Consider the following 15,578-nt stretch of genomic DNA (forward strand, 5'->3'; position numbering starts at 1 on the left):
TCATGTGTTCACGAATTACTATATAAAGAGAGAATTTTTTAATTGAATAGAAGGAGGATCTTTTATGGCGAACTCAAAAACCAAAGCATTGCCAAAGCGTGAGGAATTACCAAAAGAACGCACATGGAAATTAGAGGCTATTTTTGATACAGATGAATTATGGGAGAAAGAATTAAAACAACTACAAACCGATATTCCCAAAATAGAAAAGTATCAAGGAAAATTGGCTGAGTCCTCTGATCAGCTGCTTGGTGTATTAAAGTTACAGGATGAATTATCCGAACGATTAGGTAAGCTGTATACATATGCGCATATGCGCTATGACCAGGATACAACCAATTCATGGTATCAAGGACTAAATGCACAGGCTGAAAATGTGTTAACAACTGCTTCAAGTGCAATGAGTTTCATCGTGCCGGAGATTTTAACGATGGATGAAACGAAGCTAAAGGACTTTTTAGAAGAGAACAAAGAGCTACAGGCATATCAGAAGACATTGGACGAAATAAATCGACAGCGACCACATATCTTGAGCGAAAAAGAAGAGGCCTTACTGGCAGAAGCATCTGATCCCATGTCAAGTGCGTCTCAGACATTTGGCATGTTGAATAATGCGGATTTAACATTCCCAACGATCAAAAATGAAGACGGGGAAGAAGTTGACTTAACACATGGCAGATATATTGGTTTTCTTGAATCAAAGGATCGAAGTGTAAGAGAAGCTGCTTTTAAAGGAATGTACGATACCTATGGAAAATTTAAAAACACTTTTTCTTCCACGCTAAGTGGTAATATTAAGAAAGACAATTTTTATGCTAAGGTACGGAATTATGAATCTGCCAGGCAATCTGCTTTAGATGATAATAATATTCCTGAAAAAGTGTACGACAATTTAGTCGAAGCGGTAAATGAAAAACTTCCATTACTTCATCGTTATGCGGAACTAAGAAAGAAAGTATTGAAGCTGGATGAATTGCATATGTATGATCTTTTCACACCTCTAGTACAGGATATAGATATGAAGATTCCATACGAAGAAGCTCAAAAAAATGTGTTAGAAGCACTCGCTCCACTTGGTGAAGAATATGTGGATATTGTGAAAGAAGGGTATGAGAATCGCTGGATTGACGTGGAAGAAAATAAAGGAAAACGCAGTGGTGCTTATTCTTCAGGTGCATATGGTACGAATCCATATATCTTATTAAATTGGCAGGATAACGTAAACGATATGTTTACACTTGCCCACGAGCTCGGCCATTCCGTGCATAGTTACTATACGCGTAAGTTTCAGCCTTTCCGCTATGGAAACTATTCTATTTTTGTGGCAGAGGTTGCATCGACAACGAATGAAGCTTTGTTAAATGATTATATGTTGAAAAATGTAGAGGATGAAAAGCAAAAACTCTATTTATTAAACCACTTTTTGGAAGGGTTCCGTGGCACTGTATTTCGCCAGACGATGTTTGCAGAGTTTGAGCATGATATCCATGTAAGAGCACAAAATGGGGAAGCTTTAACTGCAGATAAGTTAACAGAGTTATATTATGATCTAAACAAAAAATACTTCGGTGATGCAGTAGTCTCTGATGAAGAAATCGGCTTGGAATGGGCGAGAATCCCACATTTTTATTACAATTATTATGTGTATCAATATGCAACAGGTTATTCTGCTGCAATGGCTCTATCGAATAATATTTTGCATGAGAAGGAAGGCGCTGTAACTCGTTACCTTGATTTTCTGAAGGCGGGAAGTAGTGACTATCCTATTGAGGTACTTAAAAAAGCAGGTGTTGATATGACATCCAAACAACCAATCCTTGATGCATTAGATGTATTTGAAGAAAAGCTAAATGAAATGGAAAAACTACTATTAAAATAAAGAAAAAAGCAGGATGCACCTAACTTGGTCGCATCCTGTTTTTTACTTAGCAAATGTGAATTTAACGCATGCCACGGTAAACGCGCCTGGTTGGTCTGTTAGTAAATGAGTACACTGTAAGATAAATAGAAATGAATAATAATGGCAGTGTAATATAGAGCGGGATGACTGACATTAACCCAAGAATATTAATGAAAAAAGCGAACAATGTTAATAGGATAAATAAAAAAGGAAGCACATTTTGCATGAACCATCACTCCTGTCAACTATTTAATCCTTCTATTTGATAATATGAACAGCTTGAAATAATTAGAAGTGACACTTTTGTGAAATTATGAACATACTTATTGATAGGAAGATAATTTGCTGTTATAGTATTATTTGTAAGATGACAAACAAAACCCCTTTGTTTGAATCATGAAACTTTCTCCCATCCCCCTTTGTATAAATACAAAGAGAGATAATAAGGATATACGCTGCCCCGTATATCCTTATTTTATTTCCAAAAGTATGTGATAATCTGAACGAATACTTCTATTTAAATTTTCTCCTCAATTACATCTGTACACTGGCCAAATATGGATTATCTAATTTCCATCTTTTTTAGAATCAAAATAGCCCAACATACGCGGGAAGTAGCTCTTATTGACAAAAATGCAGTAAAGCTAAACGCTTTCCTTATAAATAAAAAATGAGCCTTACATCGGCTCACTTTACAATAAATAGTTCCAAAAATTCCCGTATTTTGCTGGAAGCTTGCTAACCTTCCTTTTTAACTGCAGCTTTTTCATTTCTTTTTCGGCCTTTGCTACCGTCCAATCATAGACAACTGCTACTTCTTTTGTAGCAATACTGCCATACATGGCTACAAAATCTTCCAAAGGCGGCTTCTCAGATGGAATAGGCGATTTTTGCAGTATCTCTTTTAATACCCTTACATAGATATCATATGGATATAAGCCGGATATTTTAATCCCTTGGTCGTCACTCATCTGATTAAAAAATACAATTGTAGGAATATAATCGACTTCCATCTCTTGGGTTAATTTTAAGTCACATTGGAAGGCTTTTTTTGCAGATGCAGAATATAAGTCGTTTTCAAATTCATTAACATCCAGATTTGCTTCCTGCGCACATTGTAGCAGAACATCTTTTTCAGAGATATTCAGTTTATTTAAAAAGGCATTTTCTTGAATTCTGCGCAAAAATACCTTACCTGCTTTTTTACCTTGAAGCTCAGCAGCTTTAACTGCCAAGGACGCGATCCAAGGAGAGGAAATAGGATTATCAATCCAAATATCGCCATCACAACTCATTCCGGTTCGCTTTGCCGTTTTTTCCCATATATCCCGGAGCTTAATTGGTTTATCGAACTGATCTTTGTTTAGATGATTTAAATGCCCACTGACAATGGGTTGTATGGTGAAAAATCGTCCATATTCAATCGTCAGCTTTTTGATATAGGGTTCCAGCGACCAGCATTCCGGGCAAAGAGGGTCAACAAAAACATACATTTCAATTGGCTTCTGGACTAAATCGATATAGCTATATTTCAGCGATGTGTTTGTACAGGTTGAGCCTTGAAGCTCACTTGAATTCCCACTCACATCGATTCTCCTTTCTCCTATTCTGGTGTGTTCATCATGTGATTTGCTGTTAGGGTCAATTTTTCAAATATAGCTGTACGGTACGGTTCTTCAATTTCAGCTTCTTCAAGCGCTTCGTTCATACATTCAAGCCAAGCATCACGGCGTGTTGGAGTTATTTCAAATGGTAGGTGTCTTCTTCGCATCATTGGATGACCACGTTCCTCGGAAAAAAGAGGGGGCCCACCAAAGAATTGAGTGAGAAATAACGTTTGTTTTCGTGCAGTCTCAGTTAAGTCCTCTGGAAATATAGGTATAAGTTTGGGATGGACTCCCACTCGTTTATAAAATGCTTGCACAATCCGGTGAATGGCCTCCGCACCACCAATGGCCTCATATATAGAACCAGGTCTATTCATCAACATTACTCCTAGTATAAATTATAAATGTAGTTAAAAATAATCAAGCGCTTCGTTCTCCATAGGACAACAAGCCTTAATTGTATATATTGTAGCAACGTAAATGGACCTGGGCAACTAATCTGATTTAAAGTTACTTTTTAACGTCTTATAGTGTTTTGAAAAAACGTTGTATTTTATTTGGTGTAGGTCTTTTAGGAATTTGAAAGTCCTTGAGAATTTGATTGAATCTCATTTCTCCCAATGTTTCTGAACTGGCTTCGAGTTCCAGCTCGTAGTCAGTTACTCCATTATATGTGCTGTAGTCAAGGACAAGTACAATGTCTTGATATTCTATTTCGTTTCGCTCCGTTATAAGACTTCCAAAGTAATGGAGTTCCTCAACAGCTATTCCTTTTTTCATTAATTGTGCCATTGTGTGAGGTTTGGGGATTGGTGCGTCTTCCATCCATTGTTTTGCTTCATCGTGTATTAAATTATCATGTGTTTCCAGCAGACCTGTCGAATGTGGCTCTTTTAATGTAAGTTTATACTGTCCGTTTTTTTCTCTGATTCGTAATGCACATCCGTTTTTCTTTAAGGCAAAATCCTTTGTTTCAAAATAATGATTGGTCTGTGTTTGAATAGGATTCGTAAAAGGTAAATGAGTTAACAGATGATTATATTCATCTTCTGTAAGTAGATTTTTATATTCGATTTCAATTTCTTGTGCCACTAGTATTCCCCCATCTAAAAAAGGTTACTATTGATTATGGCTAATTTAAAATAAATATGCAATGATTAGCCATTGTGGAAGATTATGATACAATAATGGGGATGAAACAGACAGGTGTTTAGTCAAACTTTTTAATGTAAGAATATATGCTGTTAAGCTCGTTGTCAGCATCAAAATTAAGCCTAACTATACGTAGCTGATAGCGTCACTTTATTTCCAAGTATTTCCTTTATTAGAGTCGATGATGACACATATGCTTTTCTTACAACTGAAGACCTGAAAAACAGGTGGTGTAGATAATGAATTGGGGAGCAAAATTAGCGCCTTATGCACAGGTGGTTGAAGAACTGAAAATAAAATTAAAAGGTATTCGCAAACAATTTGAATATGAATCAAGACACTCGCCGATTGAGTTTATAACCGGTAGAGTAAAACCAATTCCAAGCATTTTGGAAAAAGCGGAAGCAAGAGGGATTTGTCTTGAAAATATTGACCGGGATATGCAGGATATAGCTGGTGTACGAGTCGTATGTCAATTTGTGGACGATATCTATACAGTTGTTAAAATGATTCGTTCCCGACAAGATTTTAACATTATCGAGGAAAAGGATTATATATCAGAAAAGAAAGACAGTGGTTATCGGTCCTATCACATCATAATTGATTATCCGGTGGAAACAATTGATGGAATGAAAAAAATAATTGCAGAAATACAAATTCGAACATTGGCAATGAATTTCTGGGCTACAAATGAACATTCCCTTAATTATAAGTATAAAGGAAGAATTCCAACAGAAATTAAGGAAAGATTACAGCGAGCTGCAGAAGCAGCATTCAAACTAGATGAAGAAATGTCTGCAATAAAACATGAAGTCCAAGAAGCACAACGAATATTCCATAGAAAATAATAGTGGCAAACGCTCATAAAGGGGGATGATTAGAAAATGAAATTTAAAATTGTATCAAAAGGCGATGAGCGCTCCAATAGGATAAAAGCAACGATGAAGCAGTATTTAATTGAATTTGATTTGGAATATGATCGAAAAGAGCCGGACCTTGTTATTTCAGTTGGTGGAGATGGTACGCTCTTGGAAGCTTTCCATCGCTATGTCCACCGCCTAGACTCCACCGCCTTTATTGGAGTACATACAGGGCATTTAGGTTTTTATGCGGATTGGGTTCCAGATGAAGTTGAAAAGCTCATCATTGAAATAGCCAAAACACCTTTTCAAGTGGTGGAATACCCATTATTAGAGGTAACTATCCGTTCCAAAACAGGAGGAACAGAGGACCGTTTTCTAGCTTTAAACGAAGCTACGATAAAAACTGCTGACGGATCGGTCGTGTTCGATGTGGAAATTAAGGGAGAACATTTTGAGACCTTCCGCGGAGACGGTTTGTGTGTTTCTACACCTTCAGGAAGTACAGCGTATAACAAAGCATTAGGGGGAGGGATTATCCATCCTTCCTTAGATGCTATCCAACTAACAGAAATGGCATCAATTAATAATCGGGTATTCCGGACGATCGGATCGCCATTAATTTTGCCGAAACACCATACCGCGCTTTTAAAGCCAATGGTTGACCGCAGCTTTTTAATTGCAATTGATCACTTTACAACAAACTATGTGAATGTGAAATCCATTCAATGTCGAGTTGCAGAGGAAAGAGTCCGCTTTGCAAGATTCCGGCCATTTCCATTCTGGAATCGTGTACGGGATTCCTTTGTGGCAGAAGAAGATGACTAATAATAGAGAAAGCGAATGAGTATACATGGAATGGAAGATCGAACCTTTCTATGATGGAAAGCTAATTCGGGACTATTTACAAGAGGTCCAAGGCTTTTCCAAAAGAATTATGAAGGCTTTGAAATATGACGGTGGAGAGTTACTCGTTAATGGGAATCCGGAAACTGTTACATTTAAATTATCTGCAGGAGATACGTTGTCGATCTTATTTCCTCCTGAGCAAAAGGGGAGCTATATGAAGGCGGAAGAAATTCCGGTGGATATTGTGTATGAGGATGACGGACTTCTCGTATTGAATAAATCTGCCGGAATGCCAGTTAGTCCCTCCTATCAACATACTTCCGGAACGGTTGCCAATGCACTGCTTGGTTACTATGAAAAAATGGACATTCCTTATACTATTCATATTGTTACCCGTCTGGACAGGGATACTTCCGGATTGATGCTTGTTGCAAAGCACCGTTACAGTCATTCTTTATTGTCAGTCCAACAACAAACAGGAGCAGTGAAAAGGAAATATAAAGCAATTTTACAAGGGCACTTGCCTGAGAAAAATGGGATTATAGATTATCCTATCGGAAGAAAAGAAGGCTCGATTATTGAAAGAACGGTCGTAGAAGATGGTAAACATGCAATCACGCATTATCGAATTACCAAGGAATGGATAGAGCATTCTCTTGCTGATGTTCAGCTAGAAACAGGAAGGACACATCAGATTAGGGTCCACTTTTCTTATATGGGGTATCCACTGGCGGGAGATGATCTCTATGGGGGGTCGAAACAATGGATGAACAGGCAGGCTCTCCATTGCGATGAGCTATCCTTTGTACACCCTTTTACAAAAAAGCAAATGCAGTTCTGTGCACCACTACCGGCAGATATGCAGGCAATGGTGCACAGAACTAATCAAAAGAGTTAAATTTCTCTTCAATAAAAGGCTGTTTTGAGGGAATTGTAATGGTTGTTTCTTCTGGCAGACGAAAAGCTGTCAATGCATTCCCAAAAACACAGCCAGTGTCAATGTTAATGGTTTTATTAACAATTCGTGGTTTTTTGACTGGTGTATGCCCATATACAATCCAGTCATCACCATGATAAAGTTGTGCCCAATCCCGTCTTACAGGTCGGCCATCCTCATGTTTTTCACCAGTAATATCTCCATACAGGACAAAGGTTTTAACTTTTTTATCCGTTCTCCCAATATAGGAAGCCTTAATCCCTGCATGTGCGATTACAGCATGGACTTCTGGAAGCTGCAGATAGAGCTCAGCTGCTTCGTACAACTGCATGAACTGATTTCGAATTTCCTTTTGCTTGTCATCTGAAAGTGATTTGAATTCAGCTACAGTCGTTTCTAACCCGTTGTTTTGCTTCACTTTATTCCCAAGGAAATAGCGGTATAGCTTGTTGCAATGATTTCCTGGAACATAATAAGCTTTTTTCGTTGCAATTACCATTTCGTAAACAAGCTGTATCACCTTAATGGAGGCGGGCCCACGATCTGTAATGTCACCAAGAAAGACAGGTATTCTTCCTTCGGGATGCGTGTATGTTGTGTCAGTTTTACGATATCCTAGCTTTTGAAGTAATTCTTGTAATTCCTCCAGGCAACCATGAACGTCGCCAATAACATCAATTTTCATTATCCTGACCACCTTTATAGGATGTATATTTCTGTAATTATAGTTGATTTCATAATAAAATTGAATTATTATTATCGAGGCGAATATACAGCCACGGGAATAGTATGGACTGTTTCAGTAACAATTAATTAGGGAATTTGAATACGTAGGCTTTCTGTTTGACGAAAGGGTGTATAAAATGGAATCCGCAAACCGATATGACGAAAACTATGAATCACAATATGAAGTTCATTGGGAAAAATTACAACAAGAGTTAGCGAATGAAAATCTGGAAGAATTTCGAACTGAATTTATGGACATGCACCCATATGACCAAGCAATGTTTTTTATGGAACAAGAGAAAAACATCCGCCTGCAAATTTATTCCTATTTATCTCCAGATGAAATAGCTGAAATTATGGAAAGTATCGAGCTGGAGGATACAACCTCCTACATCACAGAAATGGATCCGCGTTTCGCCTCCATGGTTTTAGAAAAAATGGCAGCAGATAACGCGGTAGATATATTAAATGAATTGGAAAAGGATCAGGTAGCAAGCTTCCTGACCATCATGGATAAAGATGCTGCAGACGAAATTAAACAACTCCTGCATTATGAAGAAAAAACGGCAGGAAGTATTATGACAACAGAGTTTGTGGCTATTTATAAAACAAACTCCGCTAGACAAGCGATGCAGCTTCTCAAGGAAGAAGCACCTGATGCGGAGACCATTTATTATCTATATGTACTTGATGAAGAAAAACGACTTGTTGGTGTGCTTTCCTTAAGAGACTTAATTATTGCAGATGAAGAGACTCGGATTGAAGAGATTATGAGTGAGAAGATTGTAGCTGTATCTGTTGGGAAAGACCAAGAGGATGTTGCACAGATGATCAGGGACTACGATTTTCTTGCATTACCTGTTGTTGACTTTCAAGAGCACCTATTAGGAATTATCACTGTCGATGATATCTTGGACGTCATGGATGAAGAAGCAAGTGATGACTATTCCAAGCTTGCTGGGGTATCTGAGATTGATCGCCCCGACGATAGTGCGTTTCTCTCAGCTAAAAAAAGATTGCCTTGGCTAATTATACTATCATTTTTAGGTATGCTTACAGCAAGCTTGATTGGCCGATTTGAAGAAACACTTGACCAAGTCGCTGTTCTGGCAATCTTTATCCCGCTTATTGCAGGAATGGCGGGTAATACAGGTACCCAAGCTCTTGCTGTTGCTGTAAGAGGTTTGGCAACAGGGGATTATGGAAAGCAAGGGAAGATTAAACTGATTATTCGAGAGGCTGGTACGGGCGTAATTACTGGTACTGTCTGTGGAATAGTAATCACAGGTATTGTCTACCTATGGAAAGGGGATATTTACCTAGGGCTACTAGTTGGATTTTCCATCACAGCTTCTCTTGTGGTCGCAACTATTGCAGGTTCTTTTGTACCTGTTTTGATGGATAAAATGAATATTGACCCTGCCGTAGCATCTGGCCCATTTATCACTACAATTAATGATATTATCTCTGTATTGATTTATTTTGGAATGGCCACTGCATTTATGGGTTTTCTTGTTTGAAAAAGTTGCAGGATAGAAGAAAAAACCGAGTTCCGAGGAATGTTTAGATATATTTCTCATGAACTCGGTTTTTTAGTCGTTCGGAAATATGGTTTTTTAATATATACGTTTAGGGTTACCCATTGATTCGCAAAATGAATAAAATGCGAACTAACTGTTTATGTTTAGAGTATGAAAAGTGACTTTGTTGATGGAAAGCTCGCAGAATTATTGAATCTGGCTATTCCCCCCGCTACGGAAAACACTGCGCTTTTCGGGGGCGGCTGATGAGCCTCCTCATGCTAACGCATTCCGGGGTCTCACCTATGCCTCATCTCCCCCAGAAGTCTCCGTATTTTCCTCCGCTCAGAGTAACTTCTCTAAAAGTATTAGGTTATTATTAGAAGCTGAAATGTATTTCGCGTACAAGTTTGTTGGTCTAAGCCTATCTGGTTCTTAGGGGGGCACTACGCTGTATTCTGCAGTTTAAACCTCATACAAATTGATTGGAATGGAAGATGGCGACTCCAGCCGGAATAGCATGAGGTGAAGACCCTGGACGGAGCGTAGCGGAGGAAGCGGCTGAAGCCATGCCGGCGGAAAGCGTCCATCTGTAATGGAAATCAATGGGTTTATCCGCTTTCTACAGTGGCTTATTAATTATAAAAGTTTCCTCTAGTTGCAGTTTACTCCACCTGCGTAGACGGGAAAAGTTTGTTCCCCACATTTGCAATAGAACTAAAAATTTAATGTTATTTATGGCCAACCCTCTCTATAGGCCAATACACATTTCAATTATTTGGTTCATATAATATGCTGAGGAATGATATGTAAGGGAGAGATACATGATGGCAAGAAAGAAATTTGCGAAGGACCCGATGTTATATATTCATCAGCCACAGGTAGAAAGACCACAAGCACCGATGCAACACCAATATATTTCACCCAGTGAAAGAAAAGAGTCAGCCTCTGCAGATGTACCTGGAACGACTAAAATTAATCCGAATCCAGTAAGAAAGAAAAGAAACTTTTTCACAGAAGAATTTAAGCAGGATATGAACGTTGTCGCTAAAGAAGAAGATGTCCAATCTAAAGTAATTACTGAAGATGAAGCAATCTCCAAAAAGAAAGAAACCGAGATAAAAGAAACAGACCAATCTGTAAGAGAAAAGACAAAGTTCAAAGATATGACAATAGAAGAGAAAATTAATTATCTAGTAAACTCCCCTGTTCATGCACCTGATCTTCGTTGTGAAGTGAGAACGGAAAAACGTAACTATCGTGGGGTGATTAAAGATAGTAAGGATGACATCGTTTTAATGCGGGTTGGTAAGCGAAACAGTGATACAGAAATTCCGATAACTGATATTCTTGCAATCCGGATGATTGGTTTTTAGTTAGGAAAAAGAAACACCATGGGTAATTCCCATGGTGTTTTATAATGTTAATCTCTAATTAAAATGCGCTAACTGCTGGCAGGCAAGTGACATGGCAGAAGCAATTCAAATCTACTGTAATGCAAATACCAGTTGCACGTAGAGGCTTTGTATCCTGTTCTACAGGATCACATGGATTCGGATTATTATCATGTGGATCTCTTAGTAATTCAAGTACCGCACAGCAATCATCATCTACTCTTTTAACACGGAAGAAGAAGCTTGCCATCATATCCCCGATATCGTCTGGATCAGCACCAAATCCTTTGAATGGTTTACACCCATCTTTACAGTATAAAATAACAGGTACTGTATCTAACCCATTCCCATTATCTGATTCCCCTAATAAATCACTAATAGACCTTTCGCAGCTCGTTATACAGCAATTTTCTACTACATCCTGTTGCGCTTCTACAATATCCTTTAGGATATCACATACACAGTTTCCTGTTGAGAATTCTTTTCCACAACCCATAAATTAAAACTCCTTTCAATATTTATTGACTCAGTTGTCTTTAATAGAATATGTGTTTACATTTATAGTGTGTGGGCGTTTGTAGGGAATTACCAAAGACATATATCTTGTTGATCTCGTTTATATTCGGGCGAATGACTATACCATTTCATAATGTCTACATAGACTAATATCGACCATAAATTTGTAAGGAGGAACATAAATGTCTGAGAAAAAACAAGTTATCCATGTGAAAGATTTGATTATTAAGGCAGACAATGTATATATAGAACCTACTCATCAAAGAAGGCCTCGTGAAGTGGATCCATTCTTCGGTAGGGCGCCACGAAGCGATCGGGAAGAAAGAGACAATGAATCCTCTGAAGAGAGATTCCATCATGATGAAAGTGAAGAGGCCTCTGAGCATAAGGAAGAGCGAAGAAGGCCATTTTGGTTTTAAAAGAAGCAACCACACGTTGGTTGCTTTTTTTAGGAGGTGTCATATATGAGTAAGCGAGCAATTCCATGGACGAAGCACTTCCAAGCTATTGAAAAGCACTTAGATAAGAACGAAAAGTACTTTCGGTTACCTGAGAAAAAGATGGCAGAATGGGATGCGGAAAAGGCTGCTCTAGAGAAAGAAATGGATATATGGAATAAAGGTTTTTTGAATAAGATTTCTGCCTTTGAAAAGTTGATCCACGAATTGGAGAAAAAAATGGAGAAATAATTTTTAAAAATAGGATTAATTTTTTGTGAAAAGGGTATATATAAATGATGAATGATACGAATAATATAATAATTCAAGTAATAATATAAGGGAGGGAGAATAATGGGATATATTTTACCAGTAAATAACTATCAGTACAGTGATTATCATGCACGTATGACGGAAAGAAAACGAAAGCCGTTTTATATTGAGAAACCATTTAAAGTAGTTTTGGAAAAGGAGCATCAGGAAATTTCTAAAGAACACGAGCGATTGACTCCCGGTTATTATCAACATACCCCATATTCCTCCCAGCAACATTCTCCGCCAAATGTAACAGGAAAAGGTATGTTTTTTAACGAAATGGCATAAAAAAATCAAGGTTAATATTAACCTTGATTTTTTTATACTCCCCTAATCAAATTTAACGTGTTCTCTGTTAATGAAAGGGAGGACAAGTAAATCCTTGCCTTTCATATACTCTGCATAGAAAATATCCTCCGTTTTCTCGTACCCTTGCTTTTTGATTTCTTCCATGAGCCATTTTTCAGAGAGGTTATGCTCTTTTAAGTTATCATAAATGATCTCTCCATCATTAATTAGAGTAATGGACAAATGTACTTCCGGTTGAGAAACATTCATATCATGCTTGGTAGGTATTTGGTAAGCCGGTTTCTTTAAGACAGATACTGTCCCATCCGTTTCCAATAATGCATACTCCACTTCCCGAATCGAAAATGTATCCTTGGAACGCAGCATGTTTTGGAGTTGATTAACATCCAAATTATTCTTCTTCATTGTATCCCGAATTAATTTGCCCTGATAGATAATGATTTCCGGATTCCCTTCAAGTAAATAGCGTGTACGCTTGAATTTTTGAGTTGTTACTTCGGTTATATATAAGAGAATGCCCCAAAGAGCAATTACAAATGCTATTTCCGGAATTCCAGCTTCATCATCAAAAAGTGCATTACCTACAAGCTCTCCAAGGATTAATGCGGAGATAAAGTCGAATGGAGTAAGCTGTGAGATTTGGGTTTTTCCTAATATTTTAGCTAAAATGAACAAGGCAAAAAAACCGAATAAAGTTTCATAAAACATGGAAAAATATTCCTGCATTAATAGATCCCCCTGTAAGCCGATTTATGCTTAGCTTAACCGAGAGCCATTCTTTTCATTCGCTGGATAAAAAATTAGCAAAAAAACTCTGAGATGCGTGGATAATATCATTAGGTTTTTGATATAGCAGGTGACTGCTGTAGAAGTGGCCAATCGGGAGTAGGAGGAAATAATTCGCCTTAAGAAGGCTACTCGGCAGTAGGACAATTTAATTATTGTGCTATAAAAGAGGAGGGGACAAAAGAATTTCTATACATTGAAAATCCGAACCGATTCGTACTACTAATGAATCATGGTTCGGATTTATTTTTGTAATTAGCGGAGGAAAAATGCGCAGACTCCTGTGGGAGAAAAAGCCTAGGTAAGACCCCGGAGTGCGTAGCACGAGGAGGCTTAGCAGCGCCCACGGAAAGCGAAGCGTTGTTATCCCACACTTTAGAATGTTCCTTTTAAGAATAGCATTATTTAGTTATGTCCCAGCAGCTTTTTATAATTCCTTTACCATGGTTACATGTGGAATCCCTGCATCCATGAATACATCGGATACGGTTTGATATCCTAATTTTTTGTAAAAATTCTCTGCTTGTATTTGCCCATTAAGTTTTGCTTTCTGATAGCCTTGGGCTGCAATTTCTCTTTCCATTGCTTCGATCATTTGCCGGCCAAAGGATTTCCCTCGATGTTCTTTCAAGATACAGATCCGTTCTAATTTCCCATATGTATCAACAAAACGAAGGCGACTGGCAGCAATTGGCTCAGCCCCTTCGTAGCCTACAAAATGAATGGAATGTGCATCATTTTCATCCATTTCCTCTTCAGGAGAAACTTGTTGCTCATCCACAAATACAACCATGCGAACATTATATGCTTGCTCTAACTCTTGTTGATTTTCTACTTTTTTTATTTTCACAGGCTTTCCTTTCCAAACACAAATGATTCATATACAGTCCAAGAACCATTATCCAATTGATACATTAATTGAAAACGATCGATGGTGTCTTCCATTTCAAATTTCTTCATATTTAAACTGCCAAATACATCTGAATATTCGTCATCAAGAAGTTTTTGTGCAATTGTAATATGTGGAACAAAGGCATATTCTTGATTTTTTGGGAATTTTCCTTCATGCATTTTATCGTATAAATCAATTAATTCCTGTTTTGGTTCTACTTTTAGGTAGATGGTGTTCGTTACTGGTGAAAATGTGCTTACCTTATTAATATTAATAGTAAAAGGATCTGACTCATTCGCGATTTTCTTTAATTCCACAACTAATTCATCTAATGTCTTTTCATCAGCTGTAAAGGCTTCTTTTAAAGTAATGTGTGGTGGAATTAAAGCATAATGTGGGTCATAACGCTTCCTGTAAGAATTTGCTTCATCTTGAATGGTTTTAGACGGAAAAATAACGATACCATATTTCATAATGAAAAACCTCCTATTGTAGTTTTACTTACTTCATGGTAGTCAGTGCTCGTTGTTTTAATTTCTTCTTTTAACGGTATTATTGATTGAAGTTATTTCCTATTATAACAAAAAACTTAAAAATAAGAGATTTTTTTGTGTTTATTCAAATAAATTTATCCATCAAACATGGTTGTTAATAATCGCTTCATATCCTTTTGCCAATATTTCCACGTATGTTGACCGTCCTCGAGTTCATAATACGTATACGTTAAACCTTTCTCTTTTAATGCTTCATTTAGTTCGCGATTCGGCTTAACAAAATCCATTTGCTTTCCATCTGTCGTGTCCACATCTGTTTCGTCTGTGCCAATCGTATGGTAAATGTCGATGCCATGGATGTCTTTGGCATATTCCAGTGCATCCAACACAGTTTCATCTACATAAGGAGATTGCATAATTACTTTTCCAAATGTGTTCGGGTATTTTAAAGCCGTCATAAAGGCAAGTGTACCAGCAAGAGAATCTCCCATTAATGCTCTTGACTGCCCCATGTGATAGGTTGGAAGAATGTCATCCAACAGTGGCACCACCTCATTTACAAGAAATTTGGTGTAAGCCTGATTTTGTTTTCCACTTGGATGATATTTCTCCCTGCGATCAAATTTATCCTTATAATGAATGCCTACAAAGACAGTGTTGGTGATTTCCTCCGCCTCATGAAGTCTGTCACTAAGTGTGGCTATCCTCCCCATTTGAAAGTAATCATTTCCATCTTGCATGATGCAAATATTGTACTTATACAATGGAGAGAATGTTTCCGGCTGATACATTTTTAATGTCATTGTTTCATTTAAATACTTGCTGTCAATGGTTTCTTCAATCATTTTTCCTTTTCTGCCCATGTATAACACCTCTAAACTTTC

The 15,578-nt window shown here is 37.6% G+C and carries 18 protein-coding genes; 9 read left to right on the top strand and 9 right to left on the bottom strand.

Going from position 1 to position 15,578, the window contains the following annotated elements; genetic code table 11:
* Positions 1–64: 64 nt before the first annotated feature.
* The gene (gene pepF, locus X953_RS05260) at positions 65–1,879 is read left to right on the top strand and encodes an oligoendopeptidase F (protein ID WP_040954662.1); all 1,815 of its coding nucleotides are present in this window, start codon (positions 65–67) and stop codon (positions 1,877–1,879) included.
* A 713-nt stretch (positions 1,880–2,592) separates the two neighbouring features.
* Here pepF and X953_RS05265 read toward each other — a convergent pair.
* From X953_RS05265 to X953_RS05275, 3 genes are all read right to left on the bottom strand, one after another.
* A complete protein-coding gene (locus X953_RS05265; protein WP_040954663.1) occupies positions 2,593–3,486 on the bottom strand; it encodes a ClpXP adapter SpxH family protein in 894 nt (297 codons plus the stop codon).
* Positions 3,487–3,503: 17 nt separating this feature from the next.
* Entirely contained in the window at positions 3,504–3,884 is a 381-nt protein-coding gene (locus tag X953_RS05270) for a globin (protein ID WP_040954664.1), read from the bottom strand.
* A 148-nt stretch (positions 3,885–4,032) separates the two neighbouring features.
* Positions 4,033–4,599, bottom strand: a complete 567-nt coding sequence (locus X953_RS05275) for a CYTH domain-containing protein (RefSeq protein WP_040954665.1) — start codon at positions 4,597–4,599, stop codon at positions 4,033–4,035.
* 299 nt (positions 4,600–4,898) lie between these two features.
* On the opposite strand from X953_RS05275, the gene X953_RS05280 reads away from it, so the two are divergent.
* Genes X953_RS05280 through X953_RS05290 form a run of 3 tightly spaced genes read left to right on the top strand, consistent with a single transcriptional unit; the run spans position 4,899 to position 7,266 of the window.
* Positions 4,899–5,507: a GTP pyrophosphokinase family protein gene (locus X953_RS05280; protein WP_040954666.1), complete on the top strand. Its 609-nt coding sequence runs from the start codon at positions 4,899–4,901 to the stop codon at positions 5,505–5,507.
* A gap of 36 nt (positions 5,508–5,543) precedes the next feature.
* Positions 5,544–6,347: an NAD kinase gene (locus tag X953_RS05285; RefSeq protein WP_040954667.1), complete on the top strand. Its 804-nt coding sequence runs from the start codon at positions 5,544–5,546 to the stop codon at positions 6,345–6,347.
* 25 nt (positions 6,348–6,372) lie between these two features.
* Positions 6,373–7,266 (top strand): RluA family pseudouridine synthase, encoded by an 894-nt coding sequence (locus X953_RS05290; RefSeq protein WP_040954668.1) that lies wholly within the window; start codon positions 6,373–6,375, stop codon positions 7,264–7,266.
* Here the strand turns inward: X953_RS05290 and prpE are convergent.
* Positions 7,250–7,990: a bis(5'-nucleosyl)-tetraphosphatase PrpE gene (prpE, locus tag X953_RS05295; RefSeq protein WP_040954669.1), complete on the bottom strand. Its 741-nt coding sequence runs from the start codon at positions 7,988–7,990 to the stop codon at positions 7,250–7,252. The genes X953_RS05290 and prpE overlap by 17 nt on opposite strands.
* 178 nt (positions 7,991–8,168) lie before the next feature.
* On the opposite strand from prpE, the gene mgtE reads away from it, so the two are divergent.
* Complete coding sequence (gene mgtE / locus X953_RS05300; RefSeq protein ID WP_040954670.1) at positions 8,169–9,551, top strand: magnesium transporter; 1,383 nt, start codon at positions 8,169–8,171, stop codon at positions 9,549–9,551.
* A gap of 827 nt (positions 9,552–10,378) precedes the next feature.
* Complete coding sequence (locus X953_RS05305) at positions 10,379–10,927, top strand: CotO family spore coat protein (RefSeq protein ID WP_040954671.1); 549 nt, start codon at positions 10,379–10,381, stop codon at positions 10,925–10,927.
* 58 nt (positions 10,928–10,985) lie between these two features.
* Here the strand turns inward: X953_RS05305 and X953_RS05310 are convergent, their stop codons facing one another.
* Complete coding sequence (locus X953_RS05310) at positions 10,986–11,441, bottom strand: CotY/CotZ family spore coat protein (RefSeq protein WP_040954672.1); 456 nt, start codon at positions 11,439–11,441, stop codon at positions 10,986–10,988.
* A 202-nt stretch (positions 11,442–11,643) separates the two neighbouring features.
* Between X953_RS05310 and X953_RS05315 the strand changes: the two genes are divergently transcribed.
* The 3 genes from X953_RS05315 to X953_RS05325 all read left to right on the top strand — a co-directional run bounded on the left by X953_RS05315 (position 11,644) and on the right by X953_RS05325 (position 12,501).
* Entirely contained in the window at positions 11,644–11,880 is a 237-nt protein-coding gene (locus X953_RS05315) for a hypothetical protein (RefSeq protein ID WP_040954673.1), read from the top strand.
* Between the two features lie 45 nt (positions 11,881–11,925).
* On the top strand, positions 11,926–12,150 hold the full coding sequence (locus X953_RS05320; RefSeq protein WP_040954674.1) for a hypothetical protein: 225 nt from the start codon (positions 11,926–11,928) through the stop codon (positions 12,148–12,150).
* Between the two features lie 102 nt (positions 12,151–12,252).
* Positions 12,253–12,501, top strand: a complete 249-nt coding sequence (locus X953_RS05325; protein WP_040954675.1) for a hypothetical protein — start codon at positions 12,253–12,255, stop codon at positions 12,499–12,501.
* A gap of 42 nt (positions 12,502–12,543) precedes the next feature.
* Here the strand turns inward: X953_RS05325 and X953_RS05330 are convergent, their stop codons facing one another.
* From X953_RS05330 to X953_RS05345, 4 genes are all read right to left on the bottom strand, one after another.
* Positions 12,544–13,248: a DUF421 domain-containing protein gene (locus X953_RS05330; protein WP_040954676.1), complete on the bottom strand. Its 705-nt coding sequence runs from the start codon at positions 13,246–13,248 to the stop codon at positions 12,544–12,546.
* Positions 13,249–13,735: 487 nt separating this feature from the next.
* Complete coding sequence (locus tag X953_RS05335) at positions 13,736–14,158, bottom strand: GNAT family N-acetyltransferase (protein WP_040954677.1); 423 nt, start codon at positions 14,156–14,158, stop codon at positions 13,736–13,738.
* Positions 14,155–14,673 (bottom strand): YjcG family protein, encoded by a 519-nt coding sequence (locus X953_RS05340; RefSeq protein WP_040954678.1) that lies wholly within the window; start codon positions 14,671–14,673, stop codon positions 14,155–14,157. The genes X953_RS05335 and X953_RS05340 overlap by 4 nt, the downstream gene beginning before the upstream one ends.
* A 155-nt stretch (positions 14,674–14,828) precedes the next feature.
* Positions 14,829–15,557: an esterase family protein gene (locus X953_RS05345; RefSeq protein WP_040954679.1), complete on the bottom strand. Its 729-nt coding sequence runs from the start codon at positions 15,555–15,557 to the stop codon at positions 14,829–14,831.
* Positions 15,558–15,578: the final 21 nt, after the last annotated feature.

This window comes from Virgibacillus sp. SK37 (assembly GCF_000725285.1).
GTDB lineage: Bacteria > Bacillota > Bacilli > Bacillales > Amphibacillaceae > Virgibacillus_Q.

Coding starts and splice junctions, on each gene's coding strand:
- X953_RS05280 (WP_040954666.1), top strand. CDS start 4,899: ATGAATTGGGGAGCAAAATTAGCGCCTTATGCACAGGTGGTTGAAGAA.
- X953_RS05315 (WP_040954673.1), top strand. CDS start 11,644: ATGTCTGAGAAAAAACAAGTTATCCATGTGAAAGATTTGATTATTAAG.
- X953_RS05330 (WP_040954676.1), bottom strand. CDS start 13,248: ATGCAGGAATATTTTTCCATGTTTTATGAAACTTTATTCGGTTTTTTT.
- X953_RS05345 (WP_040954679.1), bottom strand. CDS start 15,557: ATGGGCAGAAAAGGAAAAATGATTGAAGAAACCATTGACAGCAAGTAT.
- X953_RS05290 (WP_040954668.1), top strand. CDS start 6,373: ATGGAATGGAAGATCGAACCTTTCTATGATGGAAAGCTAATTCGGGAC.
- prpE (WP_040954669.1), bottom strand. CDS start 7,990: ATGAAAATTGATGTTATTGGCGACGTTCATGGTTGCCTGGAGGAATTA.
- X953_RS05285 (WP_040954667.1), top strand. CDS start 5,544: ATGAAATTTAAAATTGTATCAAAAGGCGATGAGCGCTCCAATAGGATA.
- X953_RS05320 (WP_040954674.1), top strand. CDS start 11,926: ATGAGTAAGCGAGCAATTCCATGGACGAAGCACTTCCAAGCTATTGAA.
- X953_RS05305 (WP_040954671.1), top strand. CDS start 10,379: ATGGCAAGAAAGAAATTTGCGAAGGACCCGATGTTATATATTCATCAG.
- pepF (WP_040954662.1), top strand. CDS start 65: ATGGCGAACTCAAAAACCAAAGCATTGCCAAAGCGTGAGGAATTACCA.
- X953_RS05340 (WP_040954678.1), bottom strand. CDS start 14,673: ATGAAATATGGTATCGTTATTTTTCCGTCTAAAACCATTCAAGATGAA.
- mgtE (WP_040954670.1), top strand. CDS start 8,169: ATGGAATCCGCAAACCGATATGACGAAAACTATGAATCACAATATGAA.
- X953_RS05310 (WP_040954672.1), bottom strand. CDS start 11,441: ATGGGTTGTGGAAAAGAATTCTCAACAGGAAACTGTGTATGTGATATC.
- X953_RS05270 (WP_040954664.1), bottom strand. CDS start 3,884: ATGAATAGACCTGGTTCTATATATGAGGCCATTGGTGGTGCGGAGGCC.
- X953_RS05325 (WP_040954675.1), top strand. CDS start 12,253: ATGGGATATATTTTACCAGTAAATAACTATCAGTACAGTGATTATCAT.